Source organism: Segatella hominis (assembly GCF_019249725.2).
Classification (GTDB): domain Bacteria; phylum Bacteroidota; class Bacteroidia; order Bacteroidales; family Bacteroidaceae; genus Prevotella.
Genome location: NZ_CP137559.1, coordinates 1,245,888 through 1,269,238, shown reverse-complemented (window position 1 = coordinate 1,269,238; position 23,351 = coordinate 1,245,888). Strand labels below are relative to the sequence as shown.

At 42.8% G+C, this 23,351-nt stretch carries 19 protein-coding genes; 10 read left to right on the top strand and 9 right to left on the bottom strand.

Annotated elements, in window-relative coordinates; genetic code table 11:
* The first annotated feature begins 4 nt into the window (after positions 1–4).
* The 3 genes from KUA50_RS05120 (at position 5) to KUA50_RS05110 (ending at position 3,881) form a co-directional block, all read left to right on the top strand.
* Positions 5–1,279, top strand: a complete 1,275-nt coding sequence (locus KUA50_RS05120; protein ID WP_218457369.1) for an adenylosuccinate synthase — start codon at positions 5–7, stop codon at positions 1,277–1,279.
* Between the two features lie 100 nt (positions 1,280–1,379).
* A complete protein-coding gene (gene hisS, locus KUA50_RS05115) occupies positions 1,380–2,744 on the top strand; it encodes a histidine--tRNA ligase (protein ID WP_218457368.1) in 1,365 nt (454 codons plus the stop codon).
* Between the two features lie 141 nt (positions 2,745–2,885).
* A complete protein-coding gene (locus KUA50_RS05110) occupies positions 2,886–3,881 on the top strand; it encodes a rhamnogalacturonan acetylesterase (protein ID WP_218457383.1) in 996 nt (331 codons plus the stop codon).
* A gap of 38 nt (positions 3,882–3,919) precedes the next feature.
* Here KUA50_RS05110 and tilS read toward each other — a convergent pair whose 3' ends face one another.
* The 3 genes from tilS to recQ form a co-directional block, all read right to left on the bottom strand.
* Positions 3,920–5,275, bottom strand: a complete 1,356-nt coding sequence (gene tilS / locus KUA50_RS05105; RefSeq protein ID WP_218457367.1) for a tRNA lysidine(34) synthetase TilS — start codon at positions 5,273–5,275, stop codon at positions 3,920–3,922.
* Between the two features lie 77 nt (positions 5,276–5,352).
* Positions 5,353–6,105: a 3-deoxy-manno-octulosonate cytidylyltransferase gene (gene kdsB, locus KUA50_RS05100; RefSeq protein WP_218457366.1), complete on the bottom strand. Its 753-nt coding sequence runs from the start codon at positions 6,103–6,105 to the stop codon at positions 5,353–5,355.
* A gap of 50 nt (positions 6,106–6,155) precedes the next feature.
* Positions 6,156–7,961: a DNA helicase RecQ gene (gene recQ / locus KUA50_RS05095; protein ID WP_218457365.1), complete on the bottom strand. Its 1,806-nt coding sequence runs from the start codon at positions 7,959–7,961 to the stop codon at positions 6,156–6,158.
* A gap of 111 nt (positions 7,962–8,072) precedes the next feature.
* On the opposite strand from recQ, the gene KUA50_RS05090 reads away from it, so the two are divergent.
* Both KUA50_RS05090 and KUA50_RS05085 read left to right on the top strand, forming a co-directional pair.
* Entirely contained in the window at positions 8,073–10,034 is a 1,962-nt protein-coding gene (locus KUA50_RS05090) for a dipeptidyl peptidase 3 (protein ID WP_256624303.1), read from the top strand.
* Positions 10,035–10,060: 26 nt separating this feature from the next.
* On the top strand, positions 10,061–10,561 hold the full coding sequence (locus KUA50_RS05085) for an NUDIX hydrolase (RefSeq protein ID WP_218457364.1): 501 nt from the start codon (positions 10,061–10,063) through the stop codon (positions 10,559–10,561).
* A 136-nt stretch (positions 10,562–10,697) separates the two neighbouring features.
* Here KUA50_RS05085 and pheS read toward each other — a convergent pair whose 3' ends face one another.
* Positions 10,698–11,738 carry a phenylalanine--tRNA ligase subunit alpha gene (gene pheS / locus KUA50_RS05080; RefSeq protein ID WP_022111572.1) on the bottom strand — a complete coding sequence of 347 codons (1,041 nt, stop codon included), beginning with the start codon at positions 11,736–11,738 and terminating at the stop codon, positions 10,698–10,700.
* A gap of 112 nt (positions 11,739–11,850) precedes the next feature.
* Between pheS and KUA50_RS05075 the strand changes: the two genes are divergently transcribed.
* The 3 genes from KUA50_RS05075 to KUA50_RS05065 are packed head-to-tail and all read left to right on the top strand — an operon-like array spanning position 11,851 to position 14,603.
* A complete protein-coding gene (locus KUA50_RS05075) occupies positions 11,851–12,708 on the top strand; it encodes a DUF4348 domain-containing protein (RefSeq protein ID WP_218457363.1) in 858 nt (285 codons plus the stop codon).
* 6 nt (positions 12,709–12,714) lie between these two features.
* The gene (gene murB / locus KUA50_RS05070) at positions 12,715–13,806 is read left to right on the top strand and encodes a UDP-N-acetylmuramate dehydrogenase (RefSeq protein WP_218457362.1); all 1,092 of its coding nucleotides are present in this window, start codon (positions 12,715–12,717) and stop codon (positions 13,804–13,806) included.
* An 11-nt stretch (positions 13,807–13,817) separates the two neighbouring features.
* Complete coding sequence (locus KUA50_RS05065) at positions 13,818–14,603, top strand: MBL fold metallo-hydrolase (protein WP_218457361.1); 786 nt, start codon at positions 13,818–13,820, stop codon at positions 14,601–14,603.
* On the opposite strand, the gene hisB is transcribed toward KUA50_RS05065, so the two are convergent.
* From hisB to KUA50_RS05050, 3 genes are all read right to left on the bottom strand, one after another.
* Positions 14,600–15,676, bottom strand: a complete 1,077-nt coding sequence (hisB, locus tag KUA50_RS05060; protein ID WP_218457360.1) for a bifunctional histidinol-phosphatase/imidazoleglycerol-phosphate dehydratase HisB — start codon at positions 15,674–15,676, stop codon at positions 14,600–14,602. The two genes, KUA50_RS05065 and hisB, sit on opposite strands and share 4 nt — an antisense overlap.
* Before the next feature lie 79 nt (positions 15,677–15,755).
* Entirely contained in the window at positions 15,756–16,688 is a 933-nt protein-coding gene (locus KUA50_RS05055; protein WP_218457359.1) for a hypothetical protein, read from the bottom strand.
* 39 nt (positions 16,689–16,727) lie between these two features.
* Complete coding sequence (locus KUA50_RS05050; RefSeq protein WP_022111566.1) at positions 16,728–17,510, bottom strand: RNA methyltransferase; 783 nt, start codon at positions 17,508–17,510, stop codon at positions 16,728–16,730.
* A gap of 178 nt (positions 17,511–17,688) precedes the next feature.
* Between KUA50_RS05050 and KUA50_RS05045 the strand changes: the two genes are divergently transcribed.
* Positions 17,689–19,827, top strand: a complete 2,139-nt coding sequence (locus KUA50_RS05045; RefSeq protein ID WP_218457358.1) for a BamA/TamA family outer membrane protein — start codon at positions 17,689–17,691, stop codon at positions 19,825–19,827.
* Between the two features lie 16 nt (positions 19,828–19,843).
* Here the strand turns inward: KUA50_RS05045 and KUA50_RS05040 are convergent, their stop codons facing one another.
* Positions 19,844–20,251 carry a hypothetical protein gene (locus KUA50_RS05040; RefSeq protein ID WP_218457357.1) on the bottom strand — a complete coding sequence of 136 codons (408 nt, stop codon included), beginning with the start codon at positions 20,249–20,251 and terminating at the stop codon, positions 19,844–19,846.
* 193 nt (positions 20,252–20,444) lie between these two features.
* Between KUA50_RS05040 and KUA50_RS05035 the strand changes: the two genes are divergently transcribed.
* Positions 20,445–21,248, top strand: coding sequence for an MBL fold metallo-hydrolase (locus KUA50_RS05035; protein WP_218457356.1), 804 nt, complete (start codon positions 20,445–20,447; stop codon positions 21,246–21,248).
* A gap of 96 nt (positions 21,249–21,344) precedes the next feature.
* Here the strand turns inward: KUA50_RS05035 and KUA50_RS05030 are convergent, their stop codons facing one another.
* On the bottom strand, positions 21,345–23,339 hold the full coding sequence (locus tag KUA50_RS05030; protein WP_218457355.1) for a tetratricopeptide repeat protein: 1,995 nt from the start codon (positions 23,337–23,339) through the stop codon (positions 21,345–21,347).
* Between the last annotated feature and the right edge of the window lie 12 nt (positions 23,340–23,351).

Here is a 23,351-nt window from a genome sequence, read left to right as displayed (position 1 = left end):
TAAAATGAACACAGGTAAAGTAGATGTCCTGCTGGGTCTTCAGTGGGGCGATGAAGGTAAAGGTAAGGTGGTTGACGTGTTGACCCCTAAGTATGATGTGGTAGCTCGCTTTCAGGGTGGTCCTAATGCAGGACATACATTGGAGTTTGAGGGACAGAAATACGTTCTTCGCTCTATCCCTTCTGGTATTTTCCAGGGCGGTAAGGTGAACATTATTGGTAATGGTGTCGTTCTGGCTCCAGACCTCTTCATGCAGGAGGCTAAGGACTTGGAGAAGAGCGGTCATGACCTCAAGAGCCGTCTTCATATTTCCAAGAAGGCTCATCTCATCATGCCTACTCATCGTGTGCTCGACGCAGCCATCGAGGCTTCTAAGGGTAAAAATAAGGTTGGTACAACTGGTAAGGGTATTGGTCCTACTTATACTGACAAGGTAAGCCGTACTGGTTTGCGCGTGGGTGATATCCTTGAGAACTTCCAGGAGAAGTATGAAGCTCATAAGACTTTGCACCTCAAGCAGATAGCATCTCTTGGTTATACTGATTTCGATATTACTGAGGTAGAGAAGACTTGGATGGAAGGTATCGAATACCTGAAGCAGTTCTCTATCGTTGACAGCGAGGTGGAGATCAATAAGGTGCTCCGTTCTGGCAAGGATATTCTTTGCGAGGGTGCTCAGGGTACTATGCTCGATGTTGATTTCGGTTCTTATCCTTTCGTTACTTCATCCAATACTATCTGTGCAGGTGCTTGTATCGGTTTGGGTATCGGTCCAAACCGCATCGGTAATGTATATGGTATCATGAAGGCTTACTGTACTCGTGTAGGTGCAGGTCCTTTCCCAACGGAGTTGTTTGATGAGACTGGTGCTAAGATTCGCGACCTCGGTCATGAGTATGGTGCTGTTACAGGACGTGAGCGCCGTTGTGGTTGGTGCGACCTCGTACAATTGAAGTATTCTGTAATGGTAAATGGTGTTACTGAACTTATCATGATGAAGAGCGACGTTCTCGATGGTTTTGATACTATCAAGGCTTGTGTTGCATACAAGTTGAAGGATGGTTCTGTAACTACAGACTTCCCATACGAAATCGACGATGTAGAACCTGTATATAAGGAGTTCAAGGGTTGGAAAACCGATATGACTCAGTTTACTTCTGAGGATCAGTTCCCACAGGAATTCAAGGATTACGTAGCTTTCCTCGAAGAGTTCCTCGAGACTCGCATCGGTATCATTTCTATCGGTCCAGACCGTGAACAAACTATCGTAAGAAAGTAATTTATAATATAGTGTTTAATGTTTTGTGTTTAATTTTACTTTGAGGGTAGATATTGCGCAGAACATTAAGCACTAAACATTTAATATAAAACAATAATAAATGGCTCAAAAACCAAGTATTCCAAAGGGTACTCGCGATTTCGGACCTATCGAGATGGCGAAACGCAATTACATCTTTAATACCATTAAGGATGTATATGCACTCTATGGATTCCAACAGATAGAAACACCTGCCATGGAAACCCTTCAGACGCTGATGGGTAAATATGGCGAGGAAGGTGATAAGTTGCTGTTCAAAATTCTGAATTCTGGTGACTATATGAATAAAATCAGTGATGAGGATATTCATTCTTTAGGATCATTGAAGTTGGCAGCAAAACTTTGTGAGAAAGGTTTGCGCTATGATTTGACCGTACCTTTCGCTCGTTATGTGGTTCAGCATCGTGATGAACTTCAGATGCCGTTCAAGCGTTATCAGATTCAGCCTGTTTGGCGTGCAGATCGTCCACAGAAGGGTCGCTACCGCGAGTTTTATCAGTGCGATGCGGATGTGGTAGGTTCTGATTCCTTGCTCAATGAGGTGGAGTTGATGCAAATTGTGGATACAGTTTTCACCAAGTTTGGTGTTCGTGTCTGCATCAAAATCAATAACCGCAAGATCCTGACTGGTATCGCTGAGGTAATCGGTGAGGCTGAGAAGATTGTGGATATTACCGTGGCTATCGATAAGCTTGATAAGATTGGACTTGACAATGTGAATGACGAACTTCGTGCTGATGGTATCTCTGAGGAAGCTATCGAGAAGTTGCAGCCAATTATCTCATTATCAGGTTCTAACGATGAGAAGCTTGAAGTAATTGCTAAGGTATTGGAAACTTCAGAAATCGGTTTGAAGGGTGTAGAGGAAACTAAATTTATCCTTGATACGCTGAAGACTGTAGGCTTGAAGAATGAGATTGAACTGGATCTTACTTTGGCCCGTGGCTTGAACTACTATACTGGTGCTATCTTCGAAGTGAAGGCGCTTGATACTCCTATGGGCAGTATTACTGGTGGTGGCCGATATGACAACCTTACTGGTATCTTCGGTCTTCCTGGATTGAGCGGTGTGGGTATTTCTTTCGGTGCAGACCGTATCTATGATGTACTCAATGCTCTCGACCTTTATCCAAAGGAGGCTGTGAATGCTACACAGGTTCTCTTCATCAATTTCGGTGAGAAGGAAACTGCATACTGTCTGCCTATCGCCCGTCAGGCTCGTGAGGCAGGTATCCGTGCAGAAATCTTCCCTGACAAAGCTAAGATGAAGAAGCAGATGAGTTACGCCAATGCCAAGAATATTCCTTTCGTGGTTCTTGCTGGTGAGAATGAGATTGAACAGGGGAAGGTTACTTTGAAGAATATGGAGAGTGGTGAACAGCAGTTGGTTTCTGCTGATGAACTTATCGCTGTCATCAAGAAGTAATTTACTTAGGCGTTATCAAGAAATATTTTTCTTGTTTTATTGCCAATATGAAATAAAGGCAGGGAGCATCAGTTTGGATGGTCTTCCTGCCTTTTTTAAAAATAATAACTGAAAATTCAAACTTAAAAACAAATCGTAATGATGAAAAAGATTTTGTCCTGGTTTGCCTGCCTGTTTCTGGTGCTCGCTCTGACATCTGGCAGTAAGGTAACGACCATCTTTGTGATAGGTGATTCTACTGCTGCTGAGAAAGGTAATGCCAAGAATAATCCAGAAAGAGGATGGGGTATGGTACTGCAAGGTTGTTTTGATGATAAAATCATCGTTGATAATCATGCCGTCAATGGTAGAAGTTCTAAGAGTTTTATCGATGAAGGCAGATGGCAGAAAGTATTGGATAAACTGAAACCGGGGGATTATGTGTTTATTCAGTTTGGTCACAATGACGAGAAGCCTCATGCCGACCGTCATACAGATCCAGGCTCTACCTTTGATGCCAATCTGGAGCGTTTCGTCAACGAAACACGTGCCAAGGGCGGTATCCCGGTTTTGTTTAATTCGGTAGTGCGCAGATGTTTCTATCAGGCACCAGTGGAGAATGATGATGACGAGAAATTGAGGAAGACGACTTTTGCGGGCGAAGAGAAGATAAACAGTAATACACTCATAGATACTCACGGAGCCTATGTTGTAGCTCCTCGCAATGTGGCGCGTCGTCTGAATGTTTCTTTTGTGGATGCCACAAAGATAACTCATGATATTGAGACTGAGTTGGGCATTGAGGGAAGCCGTAAGTTGCACATGTGGTTCCGTCCGGGTGAATGTCCTCAGATTCCTAAGGGACGTCAGGATAATACCCATTATAATGTATATGGCGCCCGTCTGGTAGCCAATGCTTTGGCTGATGAGATAGGTAAGCAAGTGCCAGAACTCAAGAAGCATGTTCGCCATTATGACTATGTGGTTTCAACCCGTGGTCGTGGCAATTACTTTACACTCCAGGATGCCGTGGATGCTGTTCCTGCAGGTAAGCGTGTTAAGGTTCTTGTACTCGATGGTTCCTGGAAGAAGCCTGAAAACATGAAGGGGAAGAAAATCAAGTTCATCCTTCAGTTTGGAGCCAAGATTACTGATTAATCTCAATCGATATCTTTCTGATCTCGATTGTTTTCTATCTAATCTTGAACGATTTCAATCTTCAGAATCGTTTCTGTCGTATGCTTGATTCTGAAGTCCTCTGAAGTCCGTTCACCCACTACCCATAGAATATTTCCGACAGAATCAGCCAAAATGAGTTGCGACTGTTTTTCAAATAGATTTCTTTTTCTATCTGTTAAATAGTCGCTAACTAATTTTCTGCCTTTCATTCCGAAAGGTATGAATGCATCTCCCTGTTGGGTGCGTCGGAGCGTAAGCGGAAACTTGATATTGCTGGCATCCAGTGTAATCAGATGCTTCTCTTTGCTAGGTTTGAAGTCTTCTGCTACCGTTTCTTTGGAAATCCTTATTTTCCCTTTTGCTGTCACATAGCTGCCTGGTTCTGGTATCAGAATTCTTCTGAAATCATCCTCCTTGTTTTCTTTAACCAGAATATGTTCTCTATCTATAAGTATCTGATGAGTAGGTGTTTGCCACGTTTTTCCTGTAGCATTGATAGAGAGGAGTATCTCCTGGATCATCTTGCCGGAGGCTCCGTATGGAGAAAGGGTATGAAACAGGGCATACTCAGTGCTTGCCTGGTTTAATATCCATGATTTGCTGATACGGATAACTGGCTGTGGCATGCAGAATGAGGCTGGTGTTTCCTGGTATATCTGCTCCTTTTCTTTCTCCAGGGCAGCTGTGAGTATCTTCGAAACTTCTGTCAGATATTGGGCGGTTGCTGCTATGTTATGGCAAACTGCCGGGTTGATTTCTTTGAGCATCGGGATGATATTCAGACGCATCTTGTTTCTTACGACGTCATCTACCAGATTGGAACTGTCTGTTACGAAGTTCTGATGGCGTTCCGTCAGATAGTCGAGGATGTCCTGTCGGGTGATGCAAAGGAATGGGCGGATGATGTATCCGTTGACAGGAGAAATGCCAGTAAGTCCTTTCAGGCCTGTACCTCTTACCAAATTGATAAGAATTGTCTCAACATTGTCGTCCTGATGATGGGCTACGCATATACCTGCAGCGTTCATATCCTTGCGAAGCTGATCGAAATAGCGGTAGCGTAAGTTGCGAGCCGCTAATTCGATGCTTTCTTTATGTAGTTCGGCATAAGTCCTGGTATCGAAGTGGATGCGATGCAATTCTATGTTGAGTTGCTGGCAGAGGGTAACACAAAATCGCTCATCTCTGTCAGACTCTTCTCCTCTTAGATGGAAATTACAATGACATGCCTCTACGGTATAACCCAATTCATGAAGTACCAGCAGCAAAGCAACACTGTCTGCTCCTCCGGAAAGGGCAACCAGATATTTCTTATCTTTTTCCAATAGATGCTGTTGTGTGATGTTTTGCTGTATGGTTTGTACGAACTTCATGTTGTTATCTTATTTTGATGCTCAATATTAATCGTTATTTTGATACCCAACGTTAAGCGGTTTAAGAGTGCTGAGTATTAATCGTTGGAAGTCTGTGCTTTCAGGAAAGCTTCGGCTTTTTCCAAATCTTGCGGAGTATCGATTCCTACTGTTTCAACGTCAGTCTTACCCACTTTGATCTTGTATCCGTTCTGCAGCCATCTGAGTTGTTCCAGACTTTCTGCTATCTCAAGAGAACTCTGTGGCAACTGGGTGATTTTCCGTAGTACCTCCTTTCTGTAAGCATAGATGCCGAGGTGCTTGAGGAAAGGATAGTTGTCGAGCCATTCTTCCTGTTCTTTTCCTCTTACAAAAGGTATGATGCTTCTGGAGAAATACATGGCAAAACCAAAGTTGTCAACTACGATCTTTGGACTGTTAGGGTTGGCTACTGCATCCATGCTTGTAAAGGGTTTGCCAAGGGTTGCTATCTGGGTAGCCTCATCATCGAAGCAGTGGCAGATGGTATTGAGCTGACTTTTAGCAACAAATGGTTCGTCACCCTGTACGTTGACGATGACATCCCAGTCGCCGCCAATTTTCTCAATAGCTTCCTCAATACGGTCTGTGCCGCTCTTGTGGTCTGAACGTGTCATGACCGCCTTACCGCCAAAGGTCACTACAGCATCATAGATGCGGGTGTCGTCGGTTGCTACATAAGCTTCCTCTAAGGCAGCGGAAACTTTTTCATAAACATGCTGGATGACAGGCTTGTCGCCCAACATAGCCAGCGGCTTGCCTGGAAATCTTGTAGAGGCGAAGCGCGCAGGAATAATTCCGATAAACTTCATATTTACTATGTTTTTTGTTCAAACGTTCTATTTTAGAAGAACATTCTTTTTTATTCAAACATTCTTGGTTCTTTATTGATTTCTTTGAGGAAGATTTCCCCATACTTTTTCTTCTTGAATTCACCGATGCCATGCACTAAGCCAAACTGTTCGATGGTTCTTGGTTTCATGGCTGCCAATTCATGCAAAGACTGGTCTGACAGTATGATGTAAGGCGGATAGCCCTGTTCTGTAGCCAGTTTGAGTCGGAGTTTTCTCAATCTTTCGAAAAGGTCCTGATTCTCAGTCTTAGTATGTGATACGCGCACCAGTCTTGGATGTACCACTGGAGTCTTGCTCTTATCGTTTTGTTGTGTGACAGCCAGTTGTACAGGGTGTTCTCCCTTGAGTACCTGCCAGCCGAGGCCCGTTACTTTCATGACATTGTGCTCATTGTAGGCAATTTCGAAAAATCCCATCTGCATCATCTGCAACATGTAGTTTTGCCAGTCTTTCACGCTGACGTCACTTCCCACGCCAAAGGTCTTGAGTTCATTGTAATGGTTTTTGACCACTGTAGGTGATTTGATGCCCCTGAGAACTTCGATACATTGTCCGATGTGAATTTTTTCGTTAGTTCTGACAATGGCGCTCAGTGCTTTTTGTGTGACAATCGTACCATCGAATGTTTTTGGCGGATGGGCGCATACATCGCAGTGCCCGCAGTCTTCCGCTGATGTTTCACCAAAGTAGTTGAGCAGGATTCTTCTGCGGCAGACTCTGGCTTCAGCATATTCCTGCATACGTTGCAGTTTCTCAGCATTGATAGCCTTTTGCCCGCTTGCTTCAGCAAAACTCTTTCTCTGTATGACATCAGCTAATGAGTAGAATAGGATGGTGTCTGCAGGTGCCCCGTCGCGCCCGGCTCTTCCTATCTCCTGATAGAAACTTTCGATGCTCTGTGGCAGGTTATAGTGGATGACCCATCTTACGTTTCCCTTGTCGATACCCATGCCGAAGGCAATGGTGGCGCAGACTACCTGTATCTGATCCATCTTGAACCGTTGCTGGATAGAAGCTCGTTCTTCTGTAGGAAGCCCGGCATGATAGGCGGCAGCATTGATGCCTTTCTTTTTGAGTTCTTCTGCCACAACCTCTGTATTCTTTCTCGAGAGACAATAGATGATACCTGCATCGCCCGGATGGGAACCGATATGGCGCAAGATGAATTTGATTTTTTCTGCCTTGGTTCCTTCACGGCGTACAGCCAGACTTAAGTTGGGGCGGTCGAAGCTGCTGACGAATGTCTTGCCATTGAGGTGTAGCTGCTTGACGATGTCCTCACGGGTGATTTTATCAGCAGTGGCGGTCAGAGCCATGACCGGTACTCCTTGGAATCTTTCGTGAAGAAGTCCCAACTGTGAATATTCCGGTCTGAAATCATGCCCCCATTGGCTGATACAGTGAGCCTCATCTACGGCAAATAATGAGATTTTGATATTGCTGAAGAGATATGGTATTTCGCTCAGCAATTTCTCTGGAGAAACGTATATGATTTTCAGGTCACCAGCCTCACATCTTCTTCTGATGATGGTTTCCTCTATCGTATCCGTACTACTGTTGAGTGCTTCTGCCGGAATACCATTGGCTTTGAGCGCTTCCACCTGATCGTGCATCAGACTGATGAGTGGTGATATAACCACAGCGGTACCAGGCAAGGCTAAGGCGGGTATCTGATAGCAGAGACTTTTACCGCCTCCTGTAGGCATCAGTACGAGACAATCCTTGCCCTGCATGATTTCCTGGATGATGGCTTCCTGATTAGAACGGAAGGAATCATATCCAAAATAATTTTTCAGTATATCTATTATTTGCATTTCGCATGAATTTCTGGCAAAGGTACATATTTTTCATTAGAAAACAGACTTTTTATTTGATTATTTCAAAGAAAGTTGTTACTTTTGCATCATAATAAATAAATAAACAGAATGATGAGCAATTCTAACGAACATTTTCAGTTCACAGATGAGCGTTTTGCCGACTTGCAAATGTTGCGCTATCGCTTGAATGGTTTTGAGGATTTGACACTTTCTCAGCAAATATATATTTATTGCTTGGCAAAGGCTACCTTGATGGGCCGTGATATTACCTTCGACCAGCAGGGAAAGTACAATCTTCGTATCCGTAAGACTTTGGAGGCTATCTATAAGCATTACGATGGAGATAGAACATCTGATGACTTCAAGGCTCTCGAGGTTTACCTCAAGAGAGTCTGGTTCTCCAGCGGCATCTATCACCATTATGGTTGTGAAAAATTCAAACCGGGTTTTTCCGAGCATTTCTTCTATGAGGCAGTTTCTCTGATGCCAGAGACAGAACTGCCTTTAAGAAGAGGTGAGACCAAGGAGGACCTGCTGGATGAATTGGTGCCCGTTATCTTTGATGAGGAAGTTCTTCCGAAGCGTGTGAATCAGACTGATGGGGTTGATCTGGTAGCCACTTCTGCCTGCAATTTCTATGAAGGCGTTAACCAGGATGAGGTGGAAAGGTTTTATGCCAGACTGAAGGATGGTGAAGACTTGACACCACCTTCCTATGGACTCAATTCCAAACTGATGAAGCGGAATGGAGAAATCGTAGAAAAGACCTGGAAAGAAGAAGGTATGTATGGTTCTGCCATTAAGGAGATTATTTCCTGGCTCTTGAAAGCTCAGAAATATACAGAAAATGAGCAGCAGGCTCATGTCATCGATCTTCTGATCAAATATTATCGCACTGGCGACCTTTCTGATTTCGACCGATATAGCATTGCATGGGTCAAGCAGCAGGAGGGTATGGTTGATTTTATCAATGGTTTTATTGAGGTTTATGGTGATCCTCTTGGACTGAAAGGAACCTGGGAAGGTCTTGTTGAATTTAAAGATATGGAGGCAACCCGACGTACTCAGGCTATCAGCCAGAATGCGCAGTGGTTTGAGGACCATTCTCCTGTAGCTCCTCAATTCAAGAAGGCTGAGGTGAAAGGTGTGACGGCTCATGTTATCTGTGCTGCCATGTTGGGGGGTGATGAATATCCTGCTTCTGCCATCGGTATCAATCTTCCGAATGCTAACTGGATTCGCGAGACTCATGGCAGCAAGAGTGTGACGATAGGAAATCTGACTGAAGCATACAATAAGGCTGCGCATGGCAATGGATTCCTGGATGAATTTGTTGTTGATCAGGAAACTCTTGATCTCATCAACCGATATGGTGATGTGACGGATGACCTGCATACCGACCTGCATGAATGTCTGGGACATGGCAGTGGTCAGTTGCTTCCTGGTGTTGACCCTGATGCTCTCAAGGCTTATGGCAATACAATCGAGGAGGCTCGTGCTGATTTGTTCGGCTTGTATTATGTTGCTGATCACAAACTGGTAGAGTTGGGATTGACTCCAGATGATGAGGCTTATAAGGCTCAATATTATTCTTATTTGATGAATGGACTGTTGACACAGGCGATACGTATCAAGGAGGGTGATAAGATAGAGGAAGCTCACATGCGCAACCGTGCGTTGATAGCCAATTGGGTCTTGGAACACTATTCTCAGGCGGTACAACTGGTGAAGAAAGATGGCAAGACTTACGTTCAGATCACTGATTATCCTGCTCTCCGTCATGCTTTTGCAGACTTGTTGGCTGAAATCCAGCGTATCAAGAGTGAGGGTGATTTTGATACGGCCCGTATTCTGGTAGAGAAGTATGCTGTTAATCTCAATCCAGAGTTGCATCATGAGATCTTGGAACGATACAAGAAACTTAACCTGGCTCCTTATAAAGGATTTATCAACCCATGGATGAAACTGGAGTTTGATGAAGAGGGTAATGTGACAAAGGTTCTTCTTGATTATACGGAATCCTATGAACATCAGATGCTCAGATATTCTGATGAATATGGTACGCTATAACAAATAGCATTAAAATAGTAATGAAAATGATAGATAATAAAGATGAACAGTTTCCGGTAGTAGATGAGATGGGAACTATTTTGGGTGCCATCAGTCGTGGTCATGCTCATGACGGCAGTAAAATATTGCATCCCGTGGTACATCTACACCTTTTTAATAATAAAGGCGATCTGTTTCTCCAGCATCGCCCGGCCTGGAAGGATATTCAACCTGACAAGTGGGATACAGCTTGCGGTGGACATGTCGATTTAGGCGAGAGTGTGGACCAGGCTCTGCACCGCGAAGTGAAGGAGGAACTTGGAATAACCGACTTTGAACCAATATCCATGGGACATTATGTCTTTGAGAGTAAGCGTGAGAAGGAATTGGTCTATGTGCATCGCTGTGTGTATGATGGCGAAGTGAAGCCAAGTCAGGATGAACTGGATGGAGGCAGATTCTGGACAAAGGAGGAAATACTCGAAAATATGGGTAAAGAAGTGTTTACTCCGAATTTTGAGAATGAATACAAGAAGTATTTCATGTAATCGGGTGTATGATATAATCATAGAGTTATTCCGGTATTATCCGAATTTGGTTTTATCGTCCATAAAATAAAAGAAGAAATCCGGCAAAAGTCAGGTGGAAACCTACTTTTGCCGGATTTCTTGTATCAGTATCTATTTACTTTGCAGATTCGAATTCACGCAAGAAACGTGTATCATTCTCAGAGAAGAGACGGAGGTCGCTTACACGATACTTCAAGTTGGTAATACGCTCTACGCCCATACCAAATGCATAACCAGTGTAAACATTAGAATCGATGCCGCAAGCCTCAAGATCATGAGGGTCAACCATGCCGCAACCGAGAATCTCTACCCAGCCGGTATGCTTACAGAAGTTACATCCCTTACCACCACAGATGTTACAAGAGATATCCATCTCTGCACTTGGCTCAGTGAATGGGAAATAGCTTGGACGCAGACGGATCTTGGTGTCAGCACCAAACATCTCGCGAGCAAATGTAAGGAGAACCTGCTTCAAGTCGGTAAAGCTGACATTCTTGTCAACATACAGACCTTCTACCTGATGGAAGAAACAGTGTGCACGTGCGCTGATGGCCTCGTTACGATATACACGACCAGGGCAAAGTACACGGATAGGTGGCTCGTGGGTCTCCATATAGTGAGCCTCATCACCCGACGTATGACTGCGCAGGAGAATGTTCTTGGTCACATCGTTAGGGTCGCTCTGCTCAATGAAGAAAGTATCCTGCATATCGCGGGCTGGATGATCAGCGGCAAAGTTGAGCATGGTGAAAACATGCTTGTCATCGTCAACCTCTGGACCATGATAGAGGGTAAAGCCCATGCGAGAGAAAATGTCGATAATTTGATTCTTGACAACTGTCAATGGATGACGGGTACCGAGAGCTACAGGGTAGGCGGTACGTGTCAAGTCAATATCATCGCTGGATGCATCAGCCTCTTCCATTTGCTCCTTGAGAGCGTTGATGCGTTCTGTAACAGCTTGCTTCAACTCATTGATCTTTACACCAATTGTTTTCTTCTGGTCGGCTGGCACTGTGCGGAAGTCGGCCATAAGGGCATTAATCGAGCCCTTCTTGCTCAAATACTTGAGTCGGAGTTGCTCTACTTCTTCTGCATTTTGAGCAGAAAGAGTGCTCACTTCCTTCAAGAGTTCTTCTATTTTTTCTAATAACATAATCTTAAATTATATATTTTGAGTGCAAAGATAACATTTTTCGCTCAAAATATGAAATATCTCAAAAGAAAGTTGTACTTTTGCATTGAAAATTTGAGAAATTTATAGGTTTATGAAGAAACTTTCTTTTTTATCAGTGCTACTGGCGGTCCTTACAGTCGTTTGTTTTACGTCTGTGGGATGCTCTGACAAGAAGCCGGCTCAGGTGCATGATTCTACATCTGTTGATTCTGTTATCGCAGATACCCAAGCTGTTGATTCTACGGAGAAATTGATCGAGGAGACTCCGATGCCTAAGGCTGCAGATGAGCTTTTCGATGATTTCGTATTTAATTTTGCTGCGAATAGAAAACTGCAAATGAAACGTGTTCATTTCCCATTGCCTGTCTATCATAATGATAAACTCGTAAAAACGATAGAAAAGCGGGCTTGGAAAATGGAGCATTTCTTCATGCATCAAGATTATTACACCTTGATTTTGGATAATCAGAAGCAGATGAATCTGGTGAAGGATACTGCTATCGACCATGTGGTCATAGAAAAGGTGTTCTATGCCAAGAAAACAGTGCAGCAGTTCCTTTTCAATCGCATCAATGGTGAGTGGATGATGACTTCTATCAATTATAAGCCTATGTACACCAACATGAATGCCAGTTTCTTGAAGTTCTATGGAAAATTTGCTACGGATTCTGCTTTCCAGGCTGAACACCTCCACAATCCTGTGAAATTTGTTGGTCCTGATCCGGATGATGATTTCAGTACCATGAGTGGAGATATTGAACCGGAAACCTGGCCAGCCTTTGCTCCGCAATTGCCTCATGGAATGATATACAATATTATATATGGACAGAAATATGCTGAGAGCAATCAGAAAATCTTTGTGATACGTGGTATTGCAAATGGAATGGAAACAATATTGACTTTCAAGCGTGTTCATGGAAAATGGATGCTTACCAAACTTAATATGTAATACAGAATGAAGGATATTAAAGATTATAGCCTCTTGGCTCACAATACTTTTGGCATAGCTGCTACTTGCCGTCGCTTTCTGGAATATGCTTCTGTAGAGGATGCAAGAAAGGTGGCTGAGATACTTACAGAGCAAGATCAGCCTGTTTTGATTATCGGAAGTGGTAGTAACCTGCTTTTGACGGGTGATTATCCCGCTACGGTCATCCACTCTTCCATCTTGGGAATTCGTGTCATTGATAGGCAGGAACTCCTAAATGAGGGATGGATTACTGCTGCAGATGTAACTGCTGAAAAGACGATGGACTCTCTTGCTTCTCAAGAGGATGAAATCTTCGTAGAGTGCGGAAGCGGCGTTGTCTTTGATGATTTTGTTGCATATTGTGTTGAACATGGTTACTATGGTGCCGAGAATCTGTCAATTATTCCTGGTGAGGTGGGAGCCAGTGCGGTGCAGAACATAGGTGCTTATGGTGTTGAGGCAAAGGATATCATTTATAAGGTAGAGGCTGTTGAACTCTCTACGGGTAAGATTGTAAAATTTGATAATTCCGACTGCGAGTATAGTTATCGCCAGAGTAAATTCAAGAAGGAATGGCGCGATAAGTATTTGGTTACCCGTGTGGTATATCGTCTGTCAAAGACCTATACTCCAGACCTTGACTATGGCAATATCCGCAGTTCTTTGGCTGAAAGAGGTATTTCTAATCCTACGGCAAAGCAGTTGAGAGAGGTCATCATGGATATTCGCAATGCTAAATTGCCGGATCCGAAGAATCAGGGCAATGCGGGTAGTTTCTTTATGAATCCTATCGTGGATAAGACTAAGTATGAGGAATTGGCATCGCTTTATCCGAACATGCCTCATTATACGATAGATGCATCTCATGAGAAAATTCCTGCAGGATGGATGATTGATCAGTGTGGATGGAAAGGTAAGAGCCTTGGCCCTGCTGGTGTTCATGATAAGCAGGCTTTGGTCTTGGTAAATAGAGGTGGTGCTAAGGGACAGGATGTGGTCAGATTGTGTAAGGCTATTCAGGATGATGTCTTTCATAAGTTTGGCATTGAGATTCACCCTGAGGTAAATATCAAATAAAGAGTTGTCTCATGAATAATAAATTAAAGATAACTTTATTGGGAACAGGAACATCAAGCGGTGTTCCTGTTTTGGGATGTAATTGTGAGGTATGCAGAAGCCAGAATCCAAAGGATAAGAGGTTTCGCTGTGCCGTATTGGTAGAAACGGATCATACCCGGATACTGATAGATGCAGGTCCTGATATTCGCATGCAACTTCTCCGTGTTCCTTTCCGTAAGTTAGATGGGGTGCTGATTACTCATATCCATTATGATCATGTAGGAGGAATGGATGACTTGCGCGGTTTCTGTAAATTTGGGGATATTCAGGTTTATGGTGACGGGTTGGTTACTTCCACCTTGCCCCATACCATGCCTTACTGTTTCCCTGCTAATCCGGAACTCCTTTATCCAGGTGCTCCCAAATTATCGCTGCATACCATAGAACCTCATCATGAATATACGATAGGGGATATCTCCTACATGCCAATTAGGGTAATGCATGATAAAATGCCTATTTTGGGTTATCGCTTCGGAAAGTTTGCCTATATCACGGATATGAAGTCGATGGATGATGAAGAATATACTTATCTGGAGGGGGTAGAGGTGCTGGTAATCAATGCGTTGCGCTTTGAGAAGCCTCATCATAGTCATCAGTTGGTAGATGATGCCATTCGTGTGGCAAGGCGTATAGGAGCCAAACTGGTTTATCTTACTCATGTAACGCACCAGATTGGCTTATACGAAAAAGCCAACAGGCGACTGCCTGCTGGCTTCCAGTTTGCTTATGATACTCAAGTGATAGAAATCCTTTAGAGCATACCCTTGGAACTTGGCAGTTCGAAGTGGTAAATGTCTCGCTTCACTGCCATTTTCAGTGAGCGGGCCAGCGCTTTGAAGATTCCTTCTATCTTATGGTGTTCATTTTCACCCTCTGCCTTGATGTTGAGATTCATCTTGGCTGCATCGCTTAAGCTTTTGAAGAAATGCTTAAACATCTCTGTAGGCATTTCGCCTACTTTCTCTCTATGAAATTCTGCGTCCCATATCAGCCATGGGCGACCTCCGAAGTCTAATGCTACCTGGCACAGACAGTCATCCATTGGCAGGCAATAGCCATATCTTTCAATTCCTCTTTTATCACCTAATGCCTGGAGGAGACATTCACCGAGGGCTATACCTGTATCTTCGATGGTATGGTGCTCATCTACTTCAAGATCTCCCTTGGTATGTATGGTGAGATCCATCATGCCATGCTTACCAATTTGTTCCAGCATGTGGTCGAAGAAGCCCAATCCTGTAGATATATCGCACTTGCCCGAACCATCGAGATTTACCTTGATATAGATGTCTGTTTCCTTGGTGGTGCGCTTCACCTCAGCGATACGGTCACCTGCAAAGAGAATTTCAGCTATCTTGTCCCAATCCATTCCGTCTTTGCCGAGAATGAGGCTCTTGCAACCGAGATTTTCTGCTAATTGCGCATCTGTCTCTCTGTCTCCGATAACATAACTGTTGGCCAGATCATACTCAGGATTATTCATGTATTCTTGCAGCATTCCCGTACCCGGCTTTCTCATAGGTGAATGATCTTCCGGAAAATGTCGGTCGATATGCTGTTTCTCAAAATGGATACCTTCGCTTTCCAAACTCTGGATGATAAAATTGTGTACAGGCCAGAAAGTATCTTCTGGAAAACTGTCAGTGCCCAAACCATCCTGATTGCTCACCATGATTAACTTGAAATCTGTATGTTGAGCTATGAACGAGAGATTTCTGAACACGCCCTTGGTAAAGACGAGCTTTGCAAAGCTGTCTATCTGTTCATCCTCAGGTTCTTGAATCAAGGTTCCATCGCGGTCGATGAAAAGCAATTTTGTCTTTTTCATTGAATTCTGTATTTTTATGTTGATACTATTTTATGATGCTTTAAAGTGAAAGTAGCTTCATTGGCAGATGAAAGCAACTTCATTTATTGGTGAAAGAGCCTTCGTTTGTATTTTGCAGTTCTTTTTTCTTTTTCTCCAGACAGGTATTTGCCCCATAGAGGTAGGCATAGGAAAAGCCTAACCAGCTTGCAACGTATGTCAGGACAAATATTGTGATAGTCAAGACAATCAAAAGTAATGGAGTGAAATAAGCAGGGACTCCAAGCGGGTCGCCACCTAAAGCTCCCACTTGAGATGACATCTGTGCCCAACTCATGATGAAGGTTGGTATCAATACGATACAGGAAATGATGCAGATAATGATCGTTCCCAAGAAACCCATCAGGAAAATACTGCCCAGGTGTTTGGCGCCTTCTTTGTAAGTGCTCCAAGGTTTCAGCTTTTCTTCTTTTTGCTTGAGCATAACATGGGGGATGATATGGGCAAAAGGCAAAACCAAGAGTGCAATGATAACCAATAAGATTATTGCGACAATGCCTGTTACTGCATAAGTTAGGGTTAATGTGGAATTTGCTGCCATAGCCTTGGTTGCCATGGCTTGGTAAATAGCAGACGTGCCTCCATATCCGAAACCGATGGCAAAACCACCTATTATTTCGAATATAATATATACGATGGTGAATTTCAGCAAATTCTTCCAGAATGATGTCTTGGTAAGCCATGTCCAGATAGCTGCACTACTGAGACAGAATGAAAACCATGTCATTGCATAAATGATGGTTTGCAGAAGGTATGACGTGATGGGATTTTCTACTCCCCAATCATGCAGTCCCTTATTGGGCATTCTGAAATATATGGTAATTGCCATCAGAACAGCATAGATGAGTGTAGCCCACCATGTCTTCTTGATGAGTGAAGTAAAATGGCTTCCGATGTAATCATAAGCAGCTTTCATACAGGATGTTATGCTGCGATTCTTGAATAAAACTTTAGTATCCATGATCTTCTTCATTTATGAATATTTTCTTCCTTTTAAGAACGTAACCTTCTTTTATGAGAGGGATATGTCCTGTCTTCTAAATTCTGCACAAGTAATAGCGGTGGCTATCGCTACATTGAGACTGTCTGCGGTGGCTCTTCCTTCAGGGAAGTTGGGAATTAACAGGCGGTGGTTGACGAGTTTGGTCAATGCAGGAGTGATACCTTTCCCCTCATTTCCCATGATGATAAAACCACGGTTCTCTAACTTTTGCTGGTAGATATTCTCACCATCTAACAGTGTACCGTAAATCGGTGTCTCCTGAGAAAGTGACTCCATCAAAGCCTGCAGGTTTCCATATTCCACTCTTACGCGGGCTATACTACCCATGGTAGCTTGTACTACCTTGGGATTGTAGACATCTGCTGTGTCCAGACTGCAGTAGATATGTTCGATACCAAACCAGTCTGCGATTCGTATGATTGTTCCCAGATTTCCCGGGTCTTGGACTCCATCCAGTGCAAGATTGAGAATCGAAGTGTCCACTTCAGAAAAGCCTGTAGTAGATGTAGGGTGTTCCCTGCCGGCCTGTTTGAAAACAGCAAGAACCTGTTGGGGATGCTGTAAGAAACTCACTTTTTTGAGTTCTTCATCAGTTACTTCAATCACTTCTGTTGAGGCTCCAAAGCGTTTACCTTTCAGCCATTCTTCTGTAGCAACGAGGATTTCTGCAGGCTGGAGTTCCAGGAGGTCTTCCACCACCTTATGTCCTTCGGCTACAAATACGCCTTCTTTATTTCGGTTCTTTTTGAGCTCAAGAGAGTGAATATATTTAATTTTATTCTTGCTTATCATATATGTATCTTCTATTCTTATTATGAATCTTGTAATCCCTTTACTATAGGACTTATTTTTGGCAAAGTTACATTAAAAATAGGACATGGCAAAATATTCCTCCTGTTAAAGCCTTAATTTGTTTGAATTTTTATATTTTTTTTTCGTTGGCTCGATTTTTTGTCGTAACTTTGCAGCAATGAAGAGATATAGTTATATTCCGTTTTCAATCCTTTTGTTGACTACAGCTTGCTCTACTGGCAAGTATGTACAAGAGGGTGAGTATATATTAGATAAGGTGGCGGTTGTGTCAGATCAGTCTGATTATAATGCAGCCCCTCTATCTCAGTATGTACGTCAGAAAGAGAAGCCCAAGTTGTTTTCGCTTTTCAGAAATCCTTTCAGTCGCAAGCCTGTCATTTATGATACCTTGCAGGCTCGTCTGTCCTGTCAGGATCTGATGACAGCCATGCAGAATGAAGGATATATGAATGCGGGTGTTTCTCTTTATACTGAGACAAAAGGGAAAAAACTGAAGGCTACCTATCTCCTTCATCCAGGGCAACCTTTTCTGATAGGAAAGGTAAATTATGACATCCAGGATGAAGGTATCCAGCAGTTGTTGCATCTCGATCAGACTGATAATCAGCAGATAAAACCTGGTATGCGTTTTACTGTTGAAACATTGGATAATGAGCGTAAGCGTATTGCTGGTTTATTGTCAGATAATGGATATTTCCGTTTCAATAAGGATTTTATTCACTTTACGGCCGACACGGTGATGGGACGCAAGGATATTGCTCTGACGCTTCAGTTGAGAAAGTACAAGTCAAATAGCAATTCTCCAGAAGTTGATCACACCCGTTATCTGATACGTGATGTACTTTTCCAAAGTAATGACAGTGATCGAATTCATCTTCGTAAACAGGTACTTCTCAATGCGACCGCCATCAAAGCGGGGCGACCTTATGATGCTTCTGCTTTGCAGCGGACATACAATAATTTCGCCCGCCTGCAAGCTGTAAAATATACGAATATTAAATTTGCGGAAGTGCCGGATACCAATTTGCTGGATTGCCATATTCAGATAAGTACCAATAAGCCTTCTACTATATCATTCCAGCCGGAAGGTACAAACACAGCTGGTGACTTGGGCGCTGCTGCATCCATTACCTATACCAATCGCAATCTCTTTCATGGTAGCGAACAGTTGAGTATAGAGTTTCGTGGCGCATATGAGGCAATTACCGGTTTGGAAGGTTATCAGGATCAGAACTATACGGAGTTTTCCGTAGAAACGAAATTAGTTTTCCCTCGTTTCCTGGCTCCATTTCTTTCCAAGAGTTTCAGGCGCAGACAGACGGCAAGTTCTGAGTGGGCTGTAAGTTGGAATTTTCAGAATCGCCCTGAATTTCATCGTAGAGTCTTTTCATCTGCATGGCGTTATCGCTGGAGTGAACCGAAGCATCATCTGAATTACCGCTTTGATTTGCTGGATCTCAATTATGTGTATATGCCTTGGATCTCTTCTACGTTCAAGCGTGATTATTTGGATAATGCGGAAAACAGAAATGCTATCCTGCGTTATAACTACGAGGATATCTTTATCATGAAGGCTGGTTTTACTGTCAGTTATACGGATGGTGTAGATGCTGTCAGGGCTAATTTTGAGTCGGCAGGTAATCTGCTGAATGGAGTATCTAAGGGATTTGGATTTAAAACTAATTCTCAGGGACAACATACTTTGTTTAATATCGCTTATGCGCAGTATGTGAAGTTGGATTTTGATTATACTCATCTGTTCCAGTTTGATAAGCGTAATGCCTTGGCTCTTCATGCTGGTCTGGGAGTTGCTTATCCTTATGGTAATAGCACGGTGCTGCCTTTTGAAAAACGATATTTCTCTGGCGGTGCCAATTCCGTAAGAGGTTGGAGTGTAAGAGAATTAGGTCCGGGTAAGTTTAAGGGAACTGACGGCCGTATCGATTTTATCAATCAGACGGGTGATGTCAAACTTGACTTAAATGCTGAGTATCGCTCTTCTTTGTTCTGGAAATTGCAGGGTGCGCTCTTCATAGATGCAGGTAATATCTGGACGCTCCGCAATTATGCAGAACAGCCTGGAGGTCAATTCAAGTTTACTGAATTCTATAAGCAAATAGCCGCTTCATACGGTATGGGTCTGAGATTGAACTTTGATTATTTCATCTTGCGATTTGATGTGGGTATGAAAGCTATCAATCCTGCTTATGAATCAGAAAAGGAACATTGGTCTATCTTCCATCCAAAGTTGAGCCGTGATTTCGATTTTCACTTTGCAGTAGGTTTGCCTTTCTAAAGAGGGAAGGGCAAACCTATTTTTGCAAGGTAGGTAACTGCTTGAGTTCTACTTTCCATTTGCCATTATGGATAGTCATCGGCAATGTGAGTTTCGACTTGTTGATGAGATGGGCCTCTTTACCAATTGTATCCATTTGTAGGAAATTGGTTATTTCCAGATTGACGGTAGCAGATACTTCATCTTCTTTGAAGTCTATGTCTCCAATTTCGATGTGTGCATCTTCATTTTTTGCTTTCAGAAGTTCTATGTCTGCTGGGTGTACGTTGCTTGCGGCATAGCGTAGCCAAACCTTAGATTCGGGGGTGCAAAACCTGGCTGCCTTTTCAAAATGCCAATTATAATAATAGGTAGCGAAGGAATCAGCGTCTGCTTTCAGTTGTTCTTCACTTCCTTCATGTGGCTGGCAACTTATGAGGGACAAAAATCCGAATAAACTTCCGCATACAATTGAAGAAAGTATGGGATAAAAGCTTTTTTTTGTATATGTGATTACATTTCTTACCATAAAGCTGATGTTTAAATCCTATTAATTTGCTAAAAATTGCTACAAAGGTACTAAAAAACTTTGTAATATGAGTTTTTTTTGCTAATTTTGCATGAAAATATAATTTTAAATGCTGAGATTTATTTCCTTCGGCAGTGGAAGTAGTGGTAATTGCTACTATCTTTACACTGAGACGGATTCTATATTGATAGATGTTGGTGTCGGATTGAGAAGCTTGAAAAAGCATTTTCATAATTATGGCATGCAGTTTGAGGATATTCATCATATCCTGGTTACTCATGATCATGCAGACCATGTTAAGTCTGTGGGAAGTTTGAGTAATGATTTTCATCTACCGGTATATACAACCCGTAAAGTTCACATGGGGATAGAGAGGAATTATTGTGTTCGCAAGAAGATTGTTCCGCAAAATGTCCATGTCATAGAAAAAGGGGTTCCTTTTACTCTGGGAGAGTTTAAGGTTACACCATTTGGAGTTCCTCATGATAGTACCGACAATGTGGGCTATTTTGTGGAACAGGGTGGTGTGTGCTTCTGTCTGCTTACTGATGTCGGACATATTACAGAAGAAATGCACAAATTCATAGGTCGTGCTAATTATCTGGTAATAGAAGCAAACCATAGTGTTGAAATGTTGTTGCAGGGTAATTATCCTCAATATCTGAAAGATCGTATTCTGGGTCCTAACGGACATCTGAGTAATGATGCTTGTGGAAAGGCGCTTGCCGAATATGCAACTTCTAATCTCCGACATGTTTGGCTCTGTCATCTTAGTGAAGAAAATAATCATCCGGAATTGGCACGGAAGACTGTTGAACATGTTTTGAGAAGCTATGGCATTGTGGCAGGAAAGGATTTTGGTTTGGAAGTGCTGAAACGTAAAACTCCGAGTGAAATCTATAAGTTATTATAATTTGTATACAGAAGGGGGTGTATTAAGCTGATAATTTTGCTTGATACACCCCTTTGTTATAGAATTATCTGTTGTTGCATTATCTGCAAACAAAATCTATTTCTTTTCTTCTTTCTGTTTGTTTAGCCTTTTGATGACAGAATAAGCATCATAAAGACCTAATTCTCCTGCTTTAGACAAATCTTGGATGGCAGTAGTCTTATTGCCAGTTTTTGAACGTGCTATACCTCTATTATAATATGCTTCTGCCAGTTTGTTGTCTATCTTGATGGCCATGGTATAGTCGTCAATGGCCTTGGATAATTCCTTGCGGTTAGCGTGCAGATTACCTCTATTATAATAAATGTATGCATTATTGTTCTTGCTCAGACGGATCGCATCACTGAAATCTGCTTCTGCAGAATGGATGTTGATAATAGGCTGTCCCTCAGAAACGTTGAATTCGTCCATTTCTGTCTGACAAACGGCTCTTTGCCAATATGCTAATGCGTTGGTGTCGTCCAACTTGATGTATTCTGTGAAATCACTGATGGCTGCCTCAAAGTCACGCAATACAGCATTGGCAACAGCCCTGTGTATCAGAAGTTCCTTCTTTCTTTCGTCATCTTTTGCTACGCTTAATTCTGCCGATAGCTTATCAATTAGCGAGAATATTTTCATAGAGCCGTTCTCGTCCAGCTGTTCCTTGTTGCATACGATGTAGAGCTTTGTGTCCTTATTTTGTTTGTTCTGGATATTGAGTTGCTCTACGTCCCTGTCGAATGCCTGTACACCCGTAATATTTTGTGTACTTGGGAAATAACTGATTCTGTACATAGGGAGATAAGCAGTCTCCACCAATCTGTTTTGAATGCGTCCGCGATACTCACTCTTGTATTCGTGCTCGTATTTTGGTTCGTCTTCTACTACAAGGCTTGCAAACTTATTCGGATCAATTTCTGAGCGTTTACGTATTTCTTTCTTGGTCTTGGAACTCCATCTCGGTTGTATTCCCAGATGTTTGTTCATTTGTGCTTTAAGTATGCGGAATTCGTCAAGCTCCGCCTTGTTTGTCATGCCAAGTCGTCTGTAACAGTTGGCACGATAGGAGAGCCCTGTCCAGAAATTAGGAAATTGATTGATTACCGTTGTAAAGTCACGGATGGCTGCACGGAGATTTCCTGTTTTCTCATGCAGGAGCGCACGGTTGAAAATCGCCATGAAATTTTGTGGCTCCATCTTGATGACGAAGTCAAAGTCGGAGATAGCTCTGTTATCGTCTCCCAGTTGTACACGCATCAGACCACGGTTGTAGTGTGCGAGAAAATTATTCGGATCCAAATCCAGTGCATTGTCGTAATCGCTCATAGCTCCCCTCAGATTGTTGAGGTTGATACGAGCCAAGGCTCTATTGATATAGTTGTTTACATTGTTTGGCTTGAAATGCAAAGACTTGGTGAGAGCCTCATCGGCAATGTTCCATTCTTTTCTTGCGAGAGCCATGTAGGCACGTGTGGTCCATGTATCTCCATCGTATGGATTGAGTTCCAGACTTTTATCCAGCCATTTTTCGGCACTTATGGTATCTTTTTTCTGGAGATACACTTCTGCCTTGAGGGAATATGCATTGGAAAAGTCATGCCACTGCTTGATGATAGAATCAAGTTGTACCAGAGCAGGATCGTATTTCTTGTCCTGCATCAGACAGAGCGCACGGTTGAACCAATAGTTGCGATTCCTCGGTTCTATCTTGATGGCAGAATTGTAATCCTGGATAGCCTCATCATATTTGCTTTGTCTGATACGGCAAATAGCACGTAGGTCATAGATATCATTGATATAAGGGTTGAGATGCAATGCTTCTGTAGCATCGCTCTCAGCACCCGTATAGTCATCGAGGCTGAATTTAGCCACGCTGCGATAATACCATGGTTCATAGAGATATGGCTTGGCGCCGATTGCCAAATTAAAGTATTTGATAGACAAAACATAGTCTTCGTAATACAGAGCACTTCTGCCTGCAGTAATGAGGCGATCTACTCGATATTGCGCAGCAACCGGTGCTATAGACAATGCAAGGAAAGCTATAGCCAAGAATCTCTTTTTGTTCATACTGAATGTATA